This is a genomic window from Alcanivorax sp. (assembly GCF_002726155.1).
Lineage (GTDB): Bacteria > Pseudomonadota > Gammaproteobacteria > Pseudomonadales > Alcanivoracaceae > Alcanivorax.
The window spans coordinates 15,741-34,680 of sequence record NZ_PBSH01000032.1; the positions used below are offsets into that span (position 1 = coordinate 15,741).

An 18,940-nucleotide genomic window follows, 5' to 3' on the forward strand; every position below is an offset into this window, starting at 1 on the left:
CATGGCAGAGGGAAGTGCGGTGGCGGTGCAGGCATACCTGCAGCTGAACGGGTTGGACTGGAAACTGCTGGAAGATGGTTCGCTGGTGCCACTGGCCCCGGGTGAAAGCCGTCAGCCTGGTGTGCCGGTTCTGGACCCGCCTGAAACCACAGACCAAGCGGATCTGCCCTCTTCTTCCTCCAGCCAGTCGTCCCTTGCCACGTTTTTTTCCAATATCACCCGTGAGGGCCGTGTCGACATCCCCGAGTCCGGCTACACCACCCGTGGGCTGGTTGATGTGGGCGATTCAGACCGCCAGACACCCAATGGGCCGCCGCCGGATTTGTTGCCGAATGATGCGGCTATTGGCATCCGTATCGACGATGGCGGCGACGGCTACATCAACCAATTTGAACAGTCTGCCGTGGACCTGGTGGGGACGTCCTCGGGGATCGCTGACGACACCACGGTCGATGTGGTGGTGATCGACTCCTTGGGCAATACGTTGACGTTCCAGGCGATTGTGCAGAATGACCAGTTTACGGTGGTTGATGCGGATCTCAGTTCGCTGGAAGAAGGGCCACTGGTGGCGGTGGCCACCTACGCCGACCCCTACGGCAATCGTGTGACCGGTGGTGACAATAGCATCAAGGATACCCTGGCCTCCGGCCAGGATATCGATGCCGATACCGGCGCCGATGATGTGGTGAATGCGGTGGAAGCCGTGGGCAACACGCTGTCCGGCAGCTTTGCCAATGTGCAGGCTGGTGCGGATGTGGAGGTGACAGTCAGCGGCGCCGGGAACGGCGATCTGGTTTTTACCACCACGCTGGATGCCAACGGCAACTGGTCCATCCCCGATGTGGATCTGGACGTGTTCGATGATGGCACCCTGACCCTGAGCGCCAGTACCGTTGACCAGGCCGGTAACCCGGCATCCATTACTGATACCGTTGAAATGGACACCCTTGCCACGGTGACGGCTGTCTTCATTGATCCGCAGCAGCCAGACGGAGTGGCGGGTTATCTGAATCAGGTGGAAGGCGACAGCGCCAGCGTTTCAGGAACGGTGACCGGCGTGGAGGATGGCCAGACTGTCACCGTGGTCATCAGCGATGGTAACGGCGGTTCGCTGACGTTTGATGCCCTGGTAAGCGGCGGCATCTGGCAGGTGGATAATCAGGACCTGTCCACCCTGCAGCCCGGGCAGCTGACGCTGGACGCCATCGTGCAGGATCAGGCCGGTAACCGGGCCACTGCCTCTGACACCATTCTTTATGATCCCATTGCCGAGATTCCGGCACCCATTACGTCCAGCGCTGGCCGTATTCTCAACGCGGCGGAAGTGTCGGGTGTGGATTTTTCCGGCACCGTGAACGATGTGGAAAGCGGTCGGGATGTGGCGATTACCATCACTGACAACCAGGGTATGGAGGTAACGGGCACCGTCCAGGTGGATGCCAGCGGTAACTGGTCCCTGGTTGGTGCAGACGTCAGTGGGCTTGCGGATGGTCTTTTGCAATTTTCGGTTACCACCACCGATATCGCCGGCAATGAGGCGACCCGCGACACCCTGTTTTTCAAGGACACGCAAAATAATCTGACCGCCGAGTTTGTGGACCAGCAAACCCCGGATGGTGTGGGCGGTTATTACAACGCCGCGGAAGTGGCCAATCTGGTCACGCTGCAGGGCACCGCGGATGCCATCTTCAACGGGCGCCCGGTCACAGTGACGGTCACCGATAGTGCCGGCAATACCGTAACGGTGCCGGGAGTCACTATTTCCGGTGGCACCTGGCAGGCCACGGGGGTGGACCTGTCCTCTCTGGTGCCAGGCGATATTACTCTCACTGCGGCTACCCAGGATCTCTCCGGCAACCCGGCCTTTGCCGTGGATGATTTCATTTATGATCCCAACGCCGCCATCAATGATGATCTGACCGGTCCGGCACTGGATGACGGCACCTTTAACAAGGCTGAAATCGATGCCGGGGTCACGCTGACCGGCACGGTCACGGATATCGAACCGGGCCGTGAGCTGGCGCTGACCATCGATGATGGGCAGGGCGGGCTTTTTACCGATACGGTGACGATTGCCGCCGATGGAAGCTGGACGTTGAGCAATGCGGACCTGTCCGCGCTGGCGGACGGCACCCTGACTGTCACCCTCACAGGCACAGACATTGCCGGTAACCCGGCCGCCCAAAGTACGGATTTTCTGAAAGACACCCTGGCCAGTGGTGTCACCATTACCGCAGTGACCGGCACGGATGCGGTGGTGAACGCGGTGGAAGCGGTGGACAACACCCTGTCCGGCACCTTTGCCGATGTGCAGGCCGGTGCGACGGTCGAGGTGACGGTGAGCGGGGCCGGCAATCCGGATCTGGTGTTCCAGACCACCCTGGATGCCAGCGGTAACTGGTCCGTGGCCGACGTGGATCTGGATGTGTTCGATGACGGCACCCTGACCCTGACGGCTACCACGGTGGATCAGGCGGGTAACCCGGCGGCCATTACCGATACCGTTGAACTGGATACCCAGGCGGCAATTACCGCGGTGTTTATTGATCCGCAGCAGCCGGATGGAATTGACGGTTACCTGAATGCGGTTGAGGGCGCGGCGGCCAGTTTTTCCGGCACGGTAACCGGGGTGGAAAATGGCCAGCTGGTGACGGTGACCGTGACCGATCAGGCTGGCGTGTCGCTGACCTTCGGGGCGACGGCGAACGGCGGTACCTGGCAGGTTGCCGACCAGGACCTGTCCAGCCTGCAGCCCGGGGAGTTAACCCTGAACGCCAGCGTGGAGGATCAGGCGGGTAATCCGGCGAGTGCGTCCGACACCATTATTTATGACCCCATCGCCGAAATTCCGGCACCGATTACGGCCGATGCCGGTCGCATTTTGAATGCCGCCGAAGTGGGCGCAGTGGACTTTTCCGGCACCGTCAACGACGTGGAAGTGGGCCGTGAATTGAGTATCACCGTGACCGACAAGAACGGCGTACCTGTTTCTGGCACGGCGGTGGTCGACGCCAGTGGCAACTGGGCGTTGAACGATGTGGACGTGTCCGGCCTGGCGGATGGAGTGCTGGATTTTTCGGTGACCACCACGGATATCGCCGGCAACGAAGTGACCCGCGATACCCTTTTCTACAAGGATACCCAGAATAAGCTGACCGCAGAATTTGTGGATCAACAAACACCGGATGGCGTGGGCGGCTATTACAACTCGGCGGAAGTGGCCAATCTGGTTACCCTGCAGGGCACCGCCGATGCGATCCTGAACGGCCGCGATGTGACCGTGACGGTGCGCGACAGCCAGGGCAATGAAGTCTCTGTCGCCGGTGTCACCATTTCCGGTGGCACCTGGCAGGCTACGGATGTGGATCTTTCCTCATTGGTGCCCGGTGACATTTCGCTTATCGCCACCTCGGAAGATGCGTCCGGCAACCCTGCCTTTGCCAGCGATGACTTTATTTACGATCCGGTTGCCGAGATTCCGGCACCGATTACCTCCAACGCCGGCCGTATTCTGAATGCCGCCGAAGTGGGCGCGGTGGATTTTTCCGGCACCGTCAACGACGTGGAAAGCGGCCGGGATGTGTTCATTACCATCAGTGACGGCCAGGGCGGTGAAGTGACCGCCACGGTACAGATTGATGCCAGTGGTAATTGGTCACTGGGCGGCGCGGATGTCAGCGGGCTGGCCGACGGCGTGTTGAATTTTTCGGTGTCCACCACGGATATTGCCGGTAATGAAGCCGTTCGTGATACACAGTTCTTGAAAGATACGGTCAATGACCTGACCGCAGAATTTGTCGATCAGCAAACCCCGGACGGGGTCGGCGGGTATTACAACAAGGTGGAAGCGGACGGTGGCGTCACTCTACGCGGGGACGCCACCAACATTGTCGACGGTGCCGCCATCACCGTGACGGTACGCGATAGCGAAGGCAATGAAGTGTCAGTGCCGGGCGTAACGGCCTCGGGGGGCACCTGGGAGGCCACGAATGTGGACCTGACCTCCCTGGTGCCCGGCGAGATCACACTGACCGCCTCCTCGGTGGACATTTCCGGTAACCCGGCGTTTGCGGCCGATACCTTCATCTACGACCCCAATGCCACTATCAATGATGATGTCACCGGCCCGGCACTGGATGATGACACCTTCAACAAGGTGGAGATTGCGGCGGGCGTTACGCTCACGGGCACGGTCACGGATATCGAACCGGACCGTGACCTGGCGATTAGCATTGATGACGGACAGGGCGGATTGTTTACCGACACGGTGACGATTGCCGCCGATGGCAGTTGGACGTTGAGCAATGCGGAACTGTCCACACTGGCGGACGGAACCCTGACCGTCACCCTCACAGGCACAGACATCGCCGGTAACCCGGCCACCGAAACCACCACTGTTCTCAAAGATACCCTGGCCACCGGCATCAGCATCACCGCTGACACCGGGGCGGATGCCGTGCTCAACAATGACGAAGCTCCGGATACCGTTCTGTCCGGCTCCTTCGCGGATGTGCAGGCCGGGGCCACCGTGGACATTACCGTCAGTGACGGAGTGAACCCGGACCAGAGCTACCAGGCCACCCTGGATGCCAGCGGCAACTGGTCGGTACCCAATGCGGACCTGAGTGGGTTCAATGACGGCGACCTGACTCTCACCGCACAAACCGTGGACCAGGCGGGCAACCCGGCGTCGATAACCGACACGGTGCTCAAGGACACCAGCGCGGACATCACCGCCCTGTACGATGATCCGCAACAGCCGGAGAACATCGCCGGTTATCTGAATGCGGTGGAAGGGCAGAGCGCCAGTTTTGGCGGCACGGTCACCGGTATTGAAGATGGTCAACCGGTCGCGATTACGATTACTGATATTAACAATGCGACGCAGACGTTCAGCGCCACAGTGAGCGGCGGCGCCTGGCAAGTGAATGGCGCAAACCTGTCGTCGCTGGCCCAGGGGGCGTTGTTGCTGAGCGTGGTGGCGGAAGATGCCGCGGGCAACGAGGCCACGGCAACCGACAGTATTGTTTATGATCCGGTGGCGCAGCTGGTGGCGGATATCGCCGCCGATGCAGGCAGCACCGTCAATGCGGCGGAAGTGGGTGATGTCGATTTCAGTGGGTCCGTGGTTGACGTGGAAAGCGGCCGGGACGTGACCATTACGCTGTCCGATAGCGGCGGCAACAGTGTGGACGGCACCGCTACCATCGCGGCTGACGGTACCTGGTTGCTGGCGGATGTGGATCTGACTGGGTTGAACGACGGCCCCATCACCCTGCAAGCAAATACCACGGACGAAGCCGGTAATCCGGCGGTCCAGACCGCGTCGTTTGTGAAAGATACCCAGGCTCAGCTCACCGCCGAATTTGTGGATGAGCAGGTGCCGGATGGAGTGGGCGGTTACTACAACGCCAGCGAATTCCCCACCGTAACCCTGCAAGGCACGGCGCCGCAGGTGGAAGATGGCCAGACGGTAACCGTTACCGTGGAGGACGCCTTCGGCAATGTGGTGAATGTGCCGGGCGTGACGGTAAGCGGTGAGCTCTGGCAGGCACCGGATGTGGACCTGTCCTCCCTGCAGCAGGGCGATATTACCCTGACCGCCACCGTGACGGACCAGGCCGGTAACACCGCCACGGCAACCGATACGTTCATCTACGACCCGGTGGCCGTGATCAACAATGATCTGGCCAGCCCGGCGTTGGATGACGGGGTGCTGAATGCCGCCGAAGTGGCGGCCGGTGTGTCCTTCACTGGCACGGTGACGGATATCGAATCCGGTCGCACGCTGGACGTACTGATCACCGATCAGGGGGGCGGCACATTCACGGACACCGTGACCATTGCCGCGGATGGTAGCTGGTCGCTGGACAATGCGGACCTCAGTGGCCTGTCCGACGGCACCCTGACCATGACGCTGACCGGCACCGATATTGCCGGCAACGAAGCCGAGCAGACCTTTACCTTCGACAAGGACACCCTGGCCACGCTCACCGCCCGCTTTGAAGATGCCCAGGTGTTCGAAGGCTTTACCGGCATCCTCAACGATGCGGAAGACAACGCCACGGTGCTTTCCGGCACCGTGAACAACGTGGAGGTGGGGGATACCGTTTTCCTCACGGTGACCGACGCCAATAACCTCAGCCTGGATTTTCAGGCTACGGTGCAGCCCGGTGGCACCTGGTCCACCACGGAAGACCTGAGTAGCTTGGCGCCCGGCACCCTGACCCTGAATGCCACTACCACGGATGACGCCGGCAACCCGGCCAGTGCCAGCGCCACCATTGAGCACGACCCCAATGCCACGATCACCGTGACCTCGCTGGATCAGGGCGATGTGATCAACGCCCAGGAAGCGCCGGCCACGGTGGTGAATGGCACGGTGGTCGACGTGGAAGCGGGGCGCACCATTCAGGTGGAAATCACCGATGGGGTGAGCACGGTCACCACCACAGCAGTGGTGCAGAGTGATCTGTCCTGGGCAGCGGACCCGGCCGACCTGAGTAGCTTGGCGGATGGTCCTCTCACCATTGATGTGAGTGTGTTTGACCAGGCCGGTAACGAAGCGACGAATAGCTATGCAGCCAGCAAGGATGCCACTGCAGAAATCACCGTCATGTTTGAAGATGACTTCATTAATGATGGCTTCGGTGGCTACCTCAATGCAGACGAAGACGACATTACCACCGTGTCCGGTGTGGTCACCGATGTGGAGGACGGCCAGACCGTTCAGATCACCCTCACCGATAGTATTGGCGCAACCATGACCGGCACCGCCGACGTGGCCGGTGGCGCCTGGTCGCTGGCGGACGTGGATTTGTCTGGCCTGGCCGAAGGCCCGCTGACCGTGGATGTATCGGTACAGGATAGCGCTGGCAACGTGGCCACTGCCTCCGACGATATTATTCACGACACCCTGGCCGCCATCGACGACACCGTGAACGTGTCAGCGGGCATGGTGATCAATGCGGCTGAAGCCACCAGTGTCTCCCTGTCAGGGAACACGACGGATATCGAAGCCGGGCGCCCGTTGGCGGTGGAAGTCTTCGATGGCACCGACACGCTTACTTTCAATACCACCGTGGCCTCGGATGGCAGCTGGACCCTGAGTAATCTGGACCTGTCTTCGCTGGACGATGGCACCCTGACCGTGACCCTGAGTAGCGATGACAGGGCGGGGAACGCGGACACCGCCATCGATACCGTAGACAAGGACACTCAGGCCCAGGTCACCGTCGAGTTTATCGACGATGCAGATCCGACACTGGGTCCCAATGGCGAGATCGTTTACAACGCCGCCGGTGTGGGCAGTGTGAATCTGCAAGGCACCGTGATCGGCGTGGAAGACAATCAAGCGGTGAGCATCGTGCTCACCGACAGCGCCGGTAACCAGGTAACGGTGCCGGATGCCACCGTCAGTGGCGGTGGTTGGAGTGCCGGCCCGGTGGATTTGTCCGGGTTTGTGGACGGGGCCGTGACGGTGGCTGTTAGCACGGCAGACCTGGCCGGTAATCCGGCCACTGCGTCGTCCACGGCTGACATTGATCTGGGTGTGGCCATCGATATCGATACCGGCCCGGATGGCTTGCCGTTGACCCAGTTTCTACTGGGGCAAGTGGACGAGCTGAGCGGTACCACCACGGCGGAAGACGGCCAGGCGGTCACCGTGACGTTGTCAGACGGCACCTTGACGAAAACCTTTACCGGTGCTGTCTCCGGCGGCACCTGGACGGTGCCCATTGATGCGGCTGATCTGAGTCGTCAGGTGCAGTGGACCCTGAACGCCCAGGTACAGGATCTGGCCGGCAACATGGCGGCGGATGCCACGCCGACCCTGGTTGAGCCCCAGGTCATGGTGGTGGCGGAAAATCAGTTGGCAGCGTTCGGCATCAGCCGTGACGAAGGCGATATCCGCATTCAGGATGCTGACGAGGTCAGCCTGTCCAGCAGCCAGGATAAACTGGCAAGCATTCTGTCCGAAGGGCAGGCGGTCACCGTCAACGTGGCTGGCGATGGCCAGAGCCTGACCGTGGTGCGGACTGACGGCACCACGGTGATGACGATTACCCTCACCGGTGAAGGCGATGGTGTCAGTGTTGCCCTCACCGCGCCGGTGGATCAGCGGCCAGGGCTTGACCGTTCCCTGCTGCACGTAAATGTGGATGCCACCCAGAACGATGCGGATGGCACCTCGGAAACCCTGGCGGCAGATGTGTTCATCGTTGTGCACGATTCCCGCCCCTTCACCGTTGACGATACCGGCAGCGTCGTGGAAGGCGAGACCGGCAGCGGCAACCTGTTCGATAACGATCTGGTGCTGGAGCAGCCCTTCACGCTGCAGTCCATCAATGTGGATGGCACCGATTACAGTGTGGCGTTCGGTAGCCCGGCGGTGGTGAGTACCGACAAGGGCACGCTCACCGTTTATCAGAATGGTAGCTGGAGCCTGGATGCCAACCGCAATCTCGACCACCAGCAAGTGCAGGAGCTTCCGTTCACCTACACCGCCAGCGATGCCGACGGCGATACGTCCACCTCGGACGTGGTGATCACCGTTAACGACGGGGCGGCAGGGATTGTTAACAGCGATGACGGGGCGATTAGCGAAGCGGTGATCAACCAGCCCAATCAGCCTGGCACCGTGGTCACCATCGAAGCGGGCTCCGATGATCTGGATGCGGATACCGCGCGTTTCTTCAATGATGCCGGCCAGCAGGAGTCCCTGCTCAATGACCTCGGGCTGACCAGCCTGGGCGAAGCCTTGACCTACCAGGTGGCCGCCGATGGCAGCAGTGTTACCGCCATGGCCGGCGGCGTGGTGGTGTTTGTGGCTACCCTCAATGCCACCGCGCAGGCCAATGGCGACCTTGAGGTCAGCTTGCAGATGGACCTGCGTCGGCCGCTGGATCACCTCGGTAGTGAACAGCTGAACCTGCCGTTTGCGGTGATCGCCACCGATACGGATGGCACTGACGCCCAGCCGGGCCTGTTCCAGCTGGAAATTGACGATGGCCAGAACCCGGCACTGGTCGATACCACTGGCGCCAGTGTTGATGAAGAAGCACTTGCTTCGCAGGTGTCCGTGTCCGCCCAGGGCAACGTGGATGTGGCCGTGGGCAGTGACGGGATAGTGTCACTCGGTTTTGCTGGCGGCTCCTCACAGCCTGAACTGAGCAGTGGCGGTGTTGAACTGCAATACCAGCTCAGCGGCGATGGCCAGACGCTGACCGCGTACACCGATGATGTGAATAACCCGGTGTTTGTGGCCACCCTGCAGGATGCCGTATCGCCGGAGAGCGATAGCCAGATTGGCTATGACTTCACCCTTTACCAGGCACTGGATCAGGTGGATGGCAACGGTAACCGGCTCGACCCTTTGCCGGTGCCGCTGCGCCTGCGCACCCAGGACAGCGATGGCGATGTGGTCACCCTGAATCTGGGGATTGAAGTCAGCGATGCGGGCGATCCCAGCGAAGTGATTGTCGATACCCTGGACGTGACCGAAATACCAGCCAAGGACGGCGAGAACCTCATGGCCAACGACAGTGTCGACGTGGAGATTACCGCGTCTCGAGACCCGGTCGTGGAGGTGGCGTTCCAGACCGGCAACGGCAGCCCGGTGATGGATGCCGGCGGTCAGCCGGTGACCCAGAACGGCGTCGCGCTGCAATGGTATGTGGCCAACGACCAGACCCTGGAAGCCCGTGTAAACGGGCAGACGGTATTGCGTTTTACCTTGCCCGGCGACGTAGAGATTGCACCAGGCACAACGGCTTCTGTGCCGTTGAACCTGGAGATTCTCGGGCCGGTGGATCACCTCAGTGATGACCTGCTCTCGCTGACCGTGCCGGTGGCTGCCATCGATGCGGATGGCAGCACCGCACTGGCTGATGCCACGGTGAATATCAGTGATGGCCATGACCCGGTCACGATACCGTCGGACCCGGGGCAGGTGGATGAAGACGGTCTGGAAAATGGTGCCTCTCCGGAGGGGCAGGCCAGTCTCGGCTTGCAGGCAGGCAGCGATCAGGTGGTGACTACCAGTGTTTCGCTGACGTCGGCGCTAACCAGCGGTGGTCTGGCGGTAACACTGGCTTCCGCCGCCAACGCAGACGGCTGGTGGGTCGCCCAGACCGGCACGGGGGATCCGGTCTTCCAGATTCGGGTCAACACTGATGGCAGCAGCACGCTGCAGTTGCTCGGTCCACTGGATCACCCCCAGGGCGATAACACGCGGGATGCCATTGACGTGGCGTTCCAGGTGGCCGTGACCGATGCCGATGGGGATGTATCCAACAGCGGGCCGCTGATGTTCGAGGTGGCCGATGACATCCCGGAAAATGTGACCGAAGAGCGCACCATTACCGAAGGCGACGACATTACCGGCAATTTGCTCAGTGACCCGAATACTACCGGTGCGGATGGCGGGGCATTAACGCAGGTCACCTACCGGAATGTGGACTACAGCTTCGATACCGATCCCATCACCATTACCCTGACCGATGCTACCGGTGCTCAGTACGGCGTTATGACGCTGCACAGTGATGGCAATTTTACTGTGGATACCGATGAGGTGTTCAACTTCGGGGGCGTTTTCGACACTGACAATATGCAAGCGGTGGTCACGGATGGCGATGGCGATGTGGCTAACCTGAATTTGCTGCTGAACGTGCGCGATGCCGATGGCACTGTGGTGGTTCAGCCGGTGGAGGGCAATGAAGATACCCCGCTGATAGTGGATCTGCGCGCCGATCCGGGTGATCAGGATCAAGGCGACCTTGTTACCTTGATTACCTTTGATATGGCTTCGCTGGAAGGTGGCAGCTTGTTCCTTGATGGCGTGGCGTTGCCTGTGGGGGATGACGGCAACCCTTTCCTGATGGGAGCCAATCTGTTGAGAAATGCGGATGGCGTGGCGGTGCCCAATGGCGAACTGACGTTTGTGCCGGCACTGAATTCATCGCTGCAAACCGAGAATCCGGTATTACAGATGGATGTGCTGGTATCGCTTTCGTCCGGCGCCACGCGGGACTTTTCCGACAGCGCGCCGATCATTGTGCACTCGGTGGCCGATGCGCCATTGTGGGACGCGCCCAGCAGTGATGTCAGCATCAACGAAGACGGCCCGGCTTCTGCTCTCAACCTGAGTGCAGACCTGGTTGATGACGATGGCTCAGAAGTCCTGAGCTATCGAATCGACTCGATCGAGAGCGGGCTTATTCTGGAATTGAACGGTGAGGTGCTGGCCACCGGCGACACCCTGACCCGAGATCAATTCGCCAGCCTGACCGTGCGGGCGCAAGAAGGTGTGGCGGGCAACTACCAGTTTGATGTCACCGCCATTGCCACCGAGAAGGAAAACGGCGATATCGCGCAAACCCCGCACACCGTCAATGTGGCGGTGACCCCGGTGGCAGATATCCCGGATATTCGTTCCACCGGCAGCCTGAGTGAGCTGGAAGATGCACAGATAGATGTGGCCCGGCTGGTGGACGCCTCTCTTAACGATGTGGATGGTTCTGAAACCCTGCAGCTGCAACTGGATGTGCCGGAAGGCTGGTCTGTCATCGGCCAGAACGGTGCGGTGGTGATGAATCCAGACTCCGGCCGTTACCTGGCGGACTGGAGCGATGTGCAGGCGGGCAATGTGCTGTTGATTCCGAAACAGGATATCAGTTCGGTATCGGTGCCTGGCGGCTCGTTCCCGGTACAAATAACGGCGATTGCCACAGAGAGCGAGCAGGATGGCCTGGCCCCAAACCCGGTCACTGCCGAGTCCGATCCGGTCACGGTGAATATCAGTCTCACCGGTGTGGTGGACGACCCGCTTTTCACCCCGGATAACGATGGTGCCTGGGCCTGGAACGGCGACGTGGATAACAGCGTAATTACCGGCACCCTGGATGAAGACGGCCTGCTGTCGCTGAGCTTTATGCTGGGGTCCAGCGATATTGATGGCAGTGAACGTTCCGATCTGGTGATCGGAAATCTGGACGCTGCGATCCAACTGGTGGATATCAATGGCGACCCAGTGTCACTGCAAGTGGTGGGGGAAAACGCAGGCGGGTTAATTTACCAGATATCGGCAGAGCAATTGGCTGACATCTATGTGCGTCCCCAACAGGATTTCAGTGGCGAAGAGCCTGCGTTCAGTATTCGGCAGGTGATTTCCGAGCCGGACGGCGACAGTGCCAGTTTCGCGCACAGTGTGGTGCTGGATAACCTGCCGGTGGTCGACACCCAGGACGGGGAAAATATTGTCACGGTGGGGGTGGAAGATAATCTGGCGACGCTAAACCTGCTGCCATCGTTATTGGATTCCGACGGCAGCGAGACCCTCACTGGGCTGGTGATCCTGGATTCAGGTGAGGGTCAGTTGATGCTTGATGGTCAGGCAATTTCTGTTCCGTCAGGGGGGCTGGATCTGGGGCAGCTGGCTCAGGATGAAGGTATTACGCTCACGGAATTGGCCACCAGCGGGCGGCTGACCTGGCAGCCACCGGAGGATGGCAGTGGCCTGTACAGTGTGCCGATTAGCTATCAGATAACGGATACCGCCAATAATGGTGTCCAGGCGGTCAGCGACTATACCGGCAACTTGCAGGTCGACGTGGCGGCACAGGTGGATGTGGATGCGGAGGATCTGCCCACGCTGACACGCCTTGAAGGTCCGGATACGGTGCTCAGCGGCGATCAGAATGGCCTGGATTTGAGCAGCGCAGTGCAATTCGTGGAAGACGATATTGACGGTTCCGAAACGCTCGATTACATCGTCATCTCCATGCCTGCGGCAGAGGGTTGGTATGTGGAGCATCCCAATGGTGCTGTTCACGATGGCAATGGCAACTGGTTGATTCCGGCCACCGGCCTGTCCAGTGACTCAGTGGTAGAAGACGGCACGCAATTGTTGGCGGGCCTGACCCTTTATTCCGAAACCGCCACCGGAGTGGAAACGATTCTGGTACAGACCCGTGTGCTCGATGGCGACGATGCGGAAATGATCAACACCGAAGTGCAGGTGCAGTTCAGTGCCGGCAATGCTGGCACCGCAACCCAGGTAGATGAACTTCAAAATTCCATTATTGATGGCGCCGAAGGCGAAACCGTTGAAACCAGTGGACACCTGAACGAAACCGCCGCTGGTGACAGCAACGATGCTGTGTCGTTTCGTGTGGATGCCGGTGATCTGCCTCCCGGCGCAGCCATTGCCGGCACGGGTGTACAGGTGCTGCATGCCAGCGATGGCAAGACGGTTATTGAATATGTCTTTACCCAGGCCGCGCTTGGGGATCTGACCATTGTGGGGATCGATGAAGACATTGCCGGTGCGATTTCCATTCCGGTGACCAGCATTTCCACCGACCCGTCCGGGGATACCGTCACCCGCCTGGATAGCCTGGATATCGAACTGGCGCCGGTGGTGGATGACATCAATGATGCCCCTGGCATCAATGGTCTGGAAGATATTGCCACGGCCCTGAATGTGGATCTGAATAGCTTGCTCAACGACCGTTCCACTGATGGCAGTGAGGGGCTGGAAAGTATTCAGAGCGTGCGTTTCCTGGCGTTGCCGGAAGGCAGCTTTGTGGACCCGGATAATCTTCTGGTCGACAACAACGATGGCACCTTTACGCTCAGCGATCCTTCGCGCATCAGTGATATTTATTTCCTGCCGCCCCAGCATCTTTCCGGCACGTTTGGCATTGATATGGAACTGGAGGTGCTGGATCAAGTGAGTGACCCGCTCACGGTGGTCAGCAACACGGATACGCAAACCGTGCCGGCCAGTATCGGTATCGATGTGGCGCCGATAACCGACCCGGGCACAGTGACAGCCGTGGACGTGACGGGTGCGGAAGATGCCGATATCGCCCTGGGCGATCTGCAAGCTGAGCTGGTGGACCAGGACGGTTCCGAAACGCTTACTGTGGTGCTCAAGGGGGTACCCACAGATGCAGTGATTCTGGTGGATGGCGTACCCGTGGCCAACAACGGCCCGGACGGCGGCAGCCTGTTTGGCGAACCCACCTTCCAGTGGAGCTTGTCCCAGGCGGATCTGGCCAATGCGGTGATTCGTCCCCCGGCGAATTTCAGTGGCGATATTCCATTGACCCTTGAAGCGGTCACCATTGAAACCGGCACTGATGACGTGCGCACCGTGTCCCAGGACTTCACCGTGTTTGTGAATCCGGTGGGCGACGGCGTGGAATTCAACGGCGCTGATGTGTCTGCCAGTGGTCAGGAAGGTGACGATGTGACCATTGCCGTGAATGCGAAAACCCTGGAGCCGGATTACGTTATCGATGGCCACCCCCGTGATGGCAATGAAGGGATGGTGCTGACCGTGCAAGTGGCAGACACCTCTCAGGCCACAGCGTTACTGGGCCTGGAAGGTATTCGTGTCGGTGATCGCACAGTGTCATTCCAGCAGGTGGGCGGCGTTACCGTTGCGGTCATGGCATTGTCGGCGTCAGAGCTCGCCGACGGCCATCTACTGGAATCCTTCGAGTTGCTCACGGGGGCGCTGGCCTTTGGCAATCTGGACCTGAATATCCGCATCGCCAGCACCGATCAGGCTGTGGTAAATGGGGAAACGGTCAATGCTATCAGCCCGCCGCAACTTCAACAGGTGAGTGTGCAGCTTACCGCCTTGCCGGATGCGCCGGATGTGGATCTGGGCTTCGATAATTTTTATGTGGAAGCGGGTACCGGTGATGTGCCGCTGTCGATTGATATGCAAGCGTTGAATCCTGCGCCGGGTGAAGAGGCTACGCTGATTGTTGAGGGTGTTCCCGACACTATGCAGCTCAGCGCCGGCACCCAGGTGGATGGTCATTGGGAGGTGCCAGCAGATCAGGTGCCGGGGCTGGCGCTGGTTAATCCCGGTTCGGTCGGCGATTTCACGCTGACGGTATATGGCCGTGGCGAGCTGGATGGCGAAACAGCAGAGGGTAGCCAGCAGACACTGGACGTGAGTGTGCACGGCGGTGGCGCCACGGTGGTTACCGGAACGCAGCAGAGCGATTGGCTGGCCGGTGGCGGCGGTGACGATACGCTGACCGGCGGCGCGGGGGCGGACAGCTTTGTGTTCCGTCAGGCCGATTTACTCGGTGCTACCAGCGATACCGCGGACACCATTACGGATTTTTCCGTGGAAGAAAATGACCGCCTTGATTTGAGCGACTTGTTGGCGGGTACGCCGGCAACAAACGGTGAAGAGCTGGATGCAGTTATCGACATTCAGGATAACGGCACCAGTGTGGTGTTCACTATCTCCCCGGACGGCCAGGCAGTGTCCCAGATCGTTACCCTGGATAACACTTCGGAAACCGAGTTGTTTGGTGGTGATGTGAGTGGTCTCACCGAGGCGGAAATGCTTCAACAATTGCTGGATAACCAGGTGCTGATTACCTGATGACTGCAAAACCGAAAGACATCCCCGGCGTTACGCCGTCACCGCTGGCCCCCTGGCAGCAGACGATTGCCGCGCTGGCCAGGGAACTCGCCTGCCCTCTGCCGGATCTGCCTTGCGAGGATTTTGTCTCTGTCAGGGCTGAGACGGGTGAGACCTCGCTGAACGCGCCCGCGCTGGCCGCGTTGTTGGCGGAGCGTGGTGTGCAGCTCACGGAAACCGATGCGCCGCGCTGTGAAAAAGCAGCCACCCATAGCGGTATTTTTCTGGTCGTGGATAACGCCGGTCAGCCCCATGTGTTGGTGGGGTTCACCGCTGAGACGGGCCTGTTGCCGCCGCAGGGTGATGAGGGGCAGTCGGCTACGCTGCCGCGTGAGCAGATCGCGCAATTATGGAGCGTGCAGGTGCTCGATCCGGCCGACCGCCGGGCTGAAGAGCTGCATGCGGGCAAGGGACGGCACTGGTTGTGGGGGCTTCTCACAGGGCAGCGGCGCTGGTACCGGGACCTGTTGTTGGCTTCGGTGCTGGTGAATGTGCTGGGGTTGGTGGTGCCGCTGTTTACCATGAATGTCTACGACCGGGTGGTGCCTAACCAGGCCATTGAAACCCTGTGGGTGTTGGTGACAGTGGTGCTCATTGTGCTGCTGTTCGATTGGTTGCTGCGCGGTGCCCGGGCCCGGATTACCGATTACGCCGGGCGGGAAATCGATATCACCGTGTCCCAGCGCCTGTTCGAGAAGCTGTTGGGCATGGAGCTGCGTAACCGGCCGCAGTCCGCGGCGGTGTTTGCCAAACAGGTGCAGGAATTCGATTCGGTGCGGGATTTTCTGACCAGCGCGACCATGGTGGCACTGGTGGATCTGCCATTCAGTATTCTGTTTATCGCACTGATCGCCTGGCTGGGTGGGCCGCTGTTTCTGGTGCCATTGGGCGCCATGTCGCTGCTGACGGCCTATGCCTGGGTACTGCGCAAACGGGTCGCCATCGCCATTGAAAATGGCGCGCGGTTCAGCTCCCAGCGCCAGGCCATGTTGATGGAAACCCTGCAGAACCTGCCGGATATCAAACAAACCAACATGCAAGCGAGCCACAAGCGCCGTTGGCGCAACCTGGTGGCCTCGCTGGCGGACAACAGTATTGATTCCCGGGAAGCGATCAATGCGCTTTCCCATGCCATCAGCTCGACCCAGGGCCTGGTTACCGTTTTGTTGATCGTGTTCGGGGTGTATCGCATCGCCGCTGGCGACTTGAGCATGGGCGGCTTGATTGCCGTGGTGATGTTGTCTGGCCGTATGGGCGGCACAGTCAACCAGGTGTCCATGCTGTTGCTGCGTGGTCAGCACATGAAAACGGCGCTGTCGGCACTGGATACCATCATGGCGTTGCCGCAGGAGCGACAACTGGCCACCGAGTTTGGCGCCCAGCGGTTCGACGGCAATATGCGCCTGCAGAATGTGACCTTTCATTGGCCAGAAGCGCAATCACCTGCGTTGCGGGAGGTGGATCTACAAATCCGGCCGGGAGAGCGGGTGGCACTGTGTGGCGCGTCCGGTAGCGGCAAATCCACCTTGCTGTCGTTGCTGGCGGGGCAGATGGAACCGGATAGTGGCCGGGTCCTGTTTTCCGGGGTGGAGCGTAATCTGTGGCCCATGCCGCGTTTGCGTGAATCGATTGCCTGCTGTGGACAGGCGCCGGGATTGTTCTGGGGTAGCCTGCTGGAAAATATCGTTGCAGGGCAGTCCCAGCTGGATGAACAGACCTTGTTGCGAACCCTGCGCGACAGTGGTGTGGAAAGCTTTCTGGATCGTATTGAAAACGGTCTGCAGTGTCAGGTCGGTGAATTTGGCCAGCACTTGTCCGGCGGTCAGCGCCAGGCGGTCGCGTTGGCGCGCACGTTGCTCAAACCGGCACGGGTTTACCTGCTGGACGAACCCACCAGCGCCATGGATCAGGCCCTGGAGCAGCAGGTCGTGAAAGGGCTGGCGCGGTTGCCTTCAGATGTCACCGTGGTGATTGCCAGTCACCGTCCAGCGCTATTAAGTCTGTGTGACCGGGTCATCATGCTTGATCAGGGTCAGATAAAGGCTGATGGCGCTGCGCGAACTCGCGCAGGCAAGGAGGCGTCTACCAGGGCTTCGCGAGTTACCTTGCGAAAAGGAAGCGAAAGCCGCGACGACAAACCTGATGGGGCACCAAAAGATAACGGGGAGGACCGCCAATGAGCGAGCTTAGCCCCACTGAACGTTTGCGCAAGGCCTGGCGGGCACGACAGGTGACCTGGTTGGCCTGCGGGTTGATTGGCTGTGTGCTGGTGTGGGCCGTGTTTGCCCAGCTGGATCAGGTTGTGGTTGCCCAGGGGCAGATGATTCCAGCTCGCACAGTGCAGAAAATTCAGTCTCTGGAAGGCGGTATTCTGAAAAAGCTGTTGGTGGAAGAAGGGCAGATGGTGGAGGCAGGCGAACCGTTGCTGGAGCTGGATGACACTCGCTTCCGGGCCAGCTTTGAAGAAGCCAGTCAGAGTATTCGGGGGCTAACGGCTGCCCAGGCGCGGTTGCAGGCGGAACTGGCCAGTGTCGCCATTGATAATGGCGGGGTGCTGGTCAGCCCTGTGCCCATGGCTGAACCCGACCAGCCGTCATCGGCCTGGGAGTCGGAGCGGGCGGCATTGGCTGGTCGCCTGGCTTCGCTTCAGGGGCAGTTGTTTCAGGCCGATCGACGGGTGGAGCAACAACGCCAGATTCTGCAGGAAGCGCAACGTAATCTGCGCACTCAGCAACAAAGCCTGGCGCTGCAACGCCAGGATCTGGATGCGCTGGAATCTGCGGTTAACGACGGCGTCTTGCCGATCTCAGAATTTCGCCAGGCGCAACGGGATCAAGTCGCCCTGAAGGGTGAGGTCGACCGGGCGTCCCTGCAGATTGCCCAATACGGGGCTGCGTTACAGCAGGCCACGGCAGAGCGGCGCAACATCGCAGCGAAATTCCGTGCCGATTCCCGTGCCGAGTTGATCGAAGTGGAAACCCGCCTGGCCCAGGCCCAGGAGAAACAGCCCGCCCTGCAGGATCAATTGACGCGTACCACCATGGTGGCCCCCCTGCGAGGCATCGTGAAGAACATCGCGTTTCGTTCCCTGGGCGGCGTGATTCGCCCGGGTGAAGCGATCATGGAAATTGTGCCGGTGGAAGATGCATTGATCGCTGAGGCGCGGGTCAGCCCGAAAGACATTGCCTGGGTGAAAGCCGGGCTGGACACCCAGGTGAAATTCTCCGCTTATGATTTTACCAGCCATGGAGGGATGCCCGGGCAGGTGGAGTATGTCAGTGCGGATGTGTTGCGTGACGAAGAGGATAATCCCTATTACCGGGTCAAGGTGGCGCTGCAGGGATTGAGTCAGCCTGATCAGCCGATCATGCCGGGGATGCAGGTCACCATCGATATCATGACGGGAAAACGGACGGTGATGAGCTATTGGCTCAAGCCGCTGTTGCGGGCCAGACAGACTGCCATGCGGGAGCCTTAGAAGATGGA

At 60.1% G+C, this 18,940-nt stretch carries 3 protein-coding genes; all 3 read left to right on the forward strand.

The window, feature by feature from the left end:
• Nucleotide 1 precedes the first annotated feature (1 nt).
• Genes CL546_RS09970 through CL546_RS09980 form a run of 3 tightly spaced genes read left to right on the forward strand, consistent with a single transcriptional unit; the run spans nt 2 to nt 18,932 of the window.
• Nucleotides 2-15,415, forward strand: a complete 15,414-nt coding sequence (locus tag CL546_RS09970; RefSeq protein WP_290494590.1) for a T1SS-143 repeat domain-containing protein — start codon at nt 2-4, stop codon at nt 15,413-15,415.
• Complete coding sequence (locus CL546_RS09975) at nt 15,415-17,634, forward strand: type I secretion system permease/ATPase (RefSeq protein WP_290494592.1); 2,220 nt, start codon at nt 15,415-15,417, stop codon at nt 17,632-17,634. The genes CL546_RS09970 and CL546_RS09975 overlap by 1 nt, the downstream gene beginning before the upstream one ends.
• Complete coding sequence (locus CL546_RS09980; RefSeq protein ID WP_290494594.1) at nt 17,631-18,932, forward strand: HlyD family type I secretion periplasmic adaptor subunit; 1,302 nt, start codon at nt 17,631-17,633, stop codon at nt 18,930-18,932. Before CL546_RS09975 ends, CL546_RS09980 begins: the two co-directional genes overlap by 4 nt.
• Nucleotides 18,933-18,940: the final 8 nt, after the last annotated feature.

Bases quoted from the DNA above. Each gene is read 5' to 3' on its own strand.
- CL546_RS09970 (WP_290494590.1), top strand. From the start codon at position 2: ATGGCAGAGGGAAGTGCGGTGGCGGTGCAGGCATACCTGCAGCTGAAC.
- CL546_RS09975 (WP_290494592.1), top strand. From the start codon at position 15,415: ATGACTGCAAAACCGAAAGACATCCCCGGCGTTACGCCGTCACCGCTG.
- CL546_RS09980 (WP_290494594.1), top strand. From the start codon at position 17,631: ATGAGCGAGCTTAGCCCCACTGAACGTTTGCGCAAGGCCTGGCGGGCA.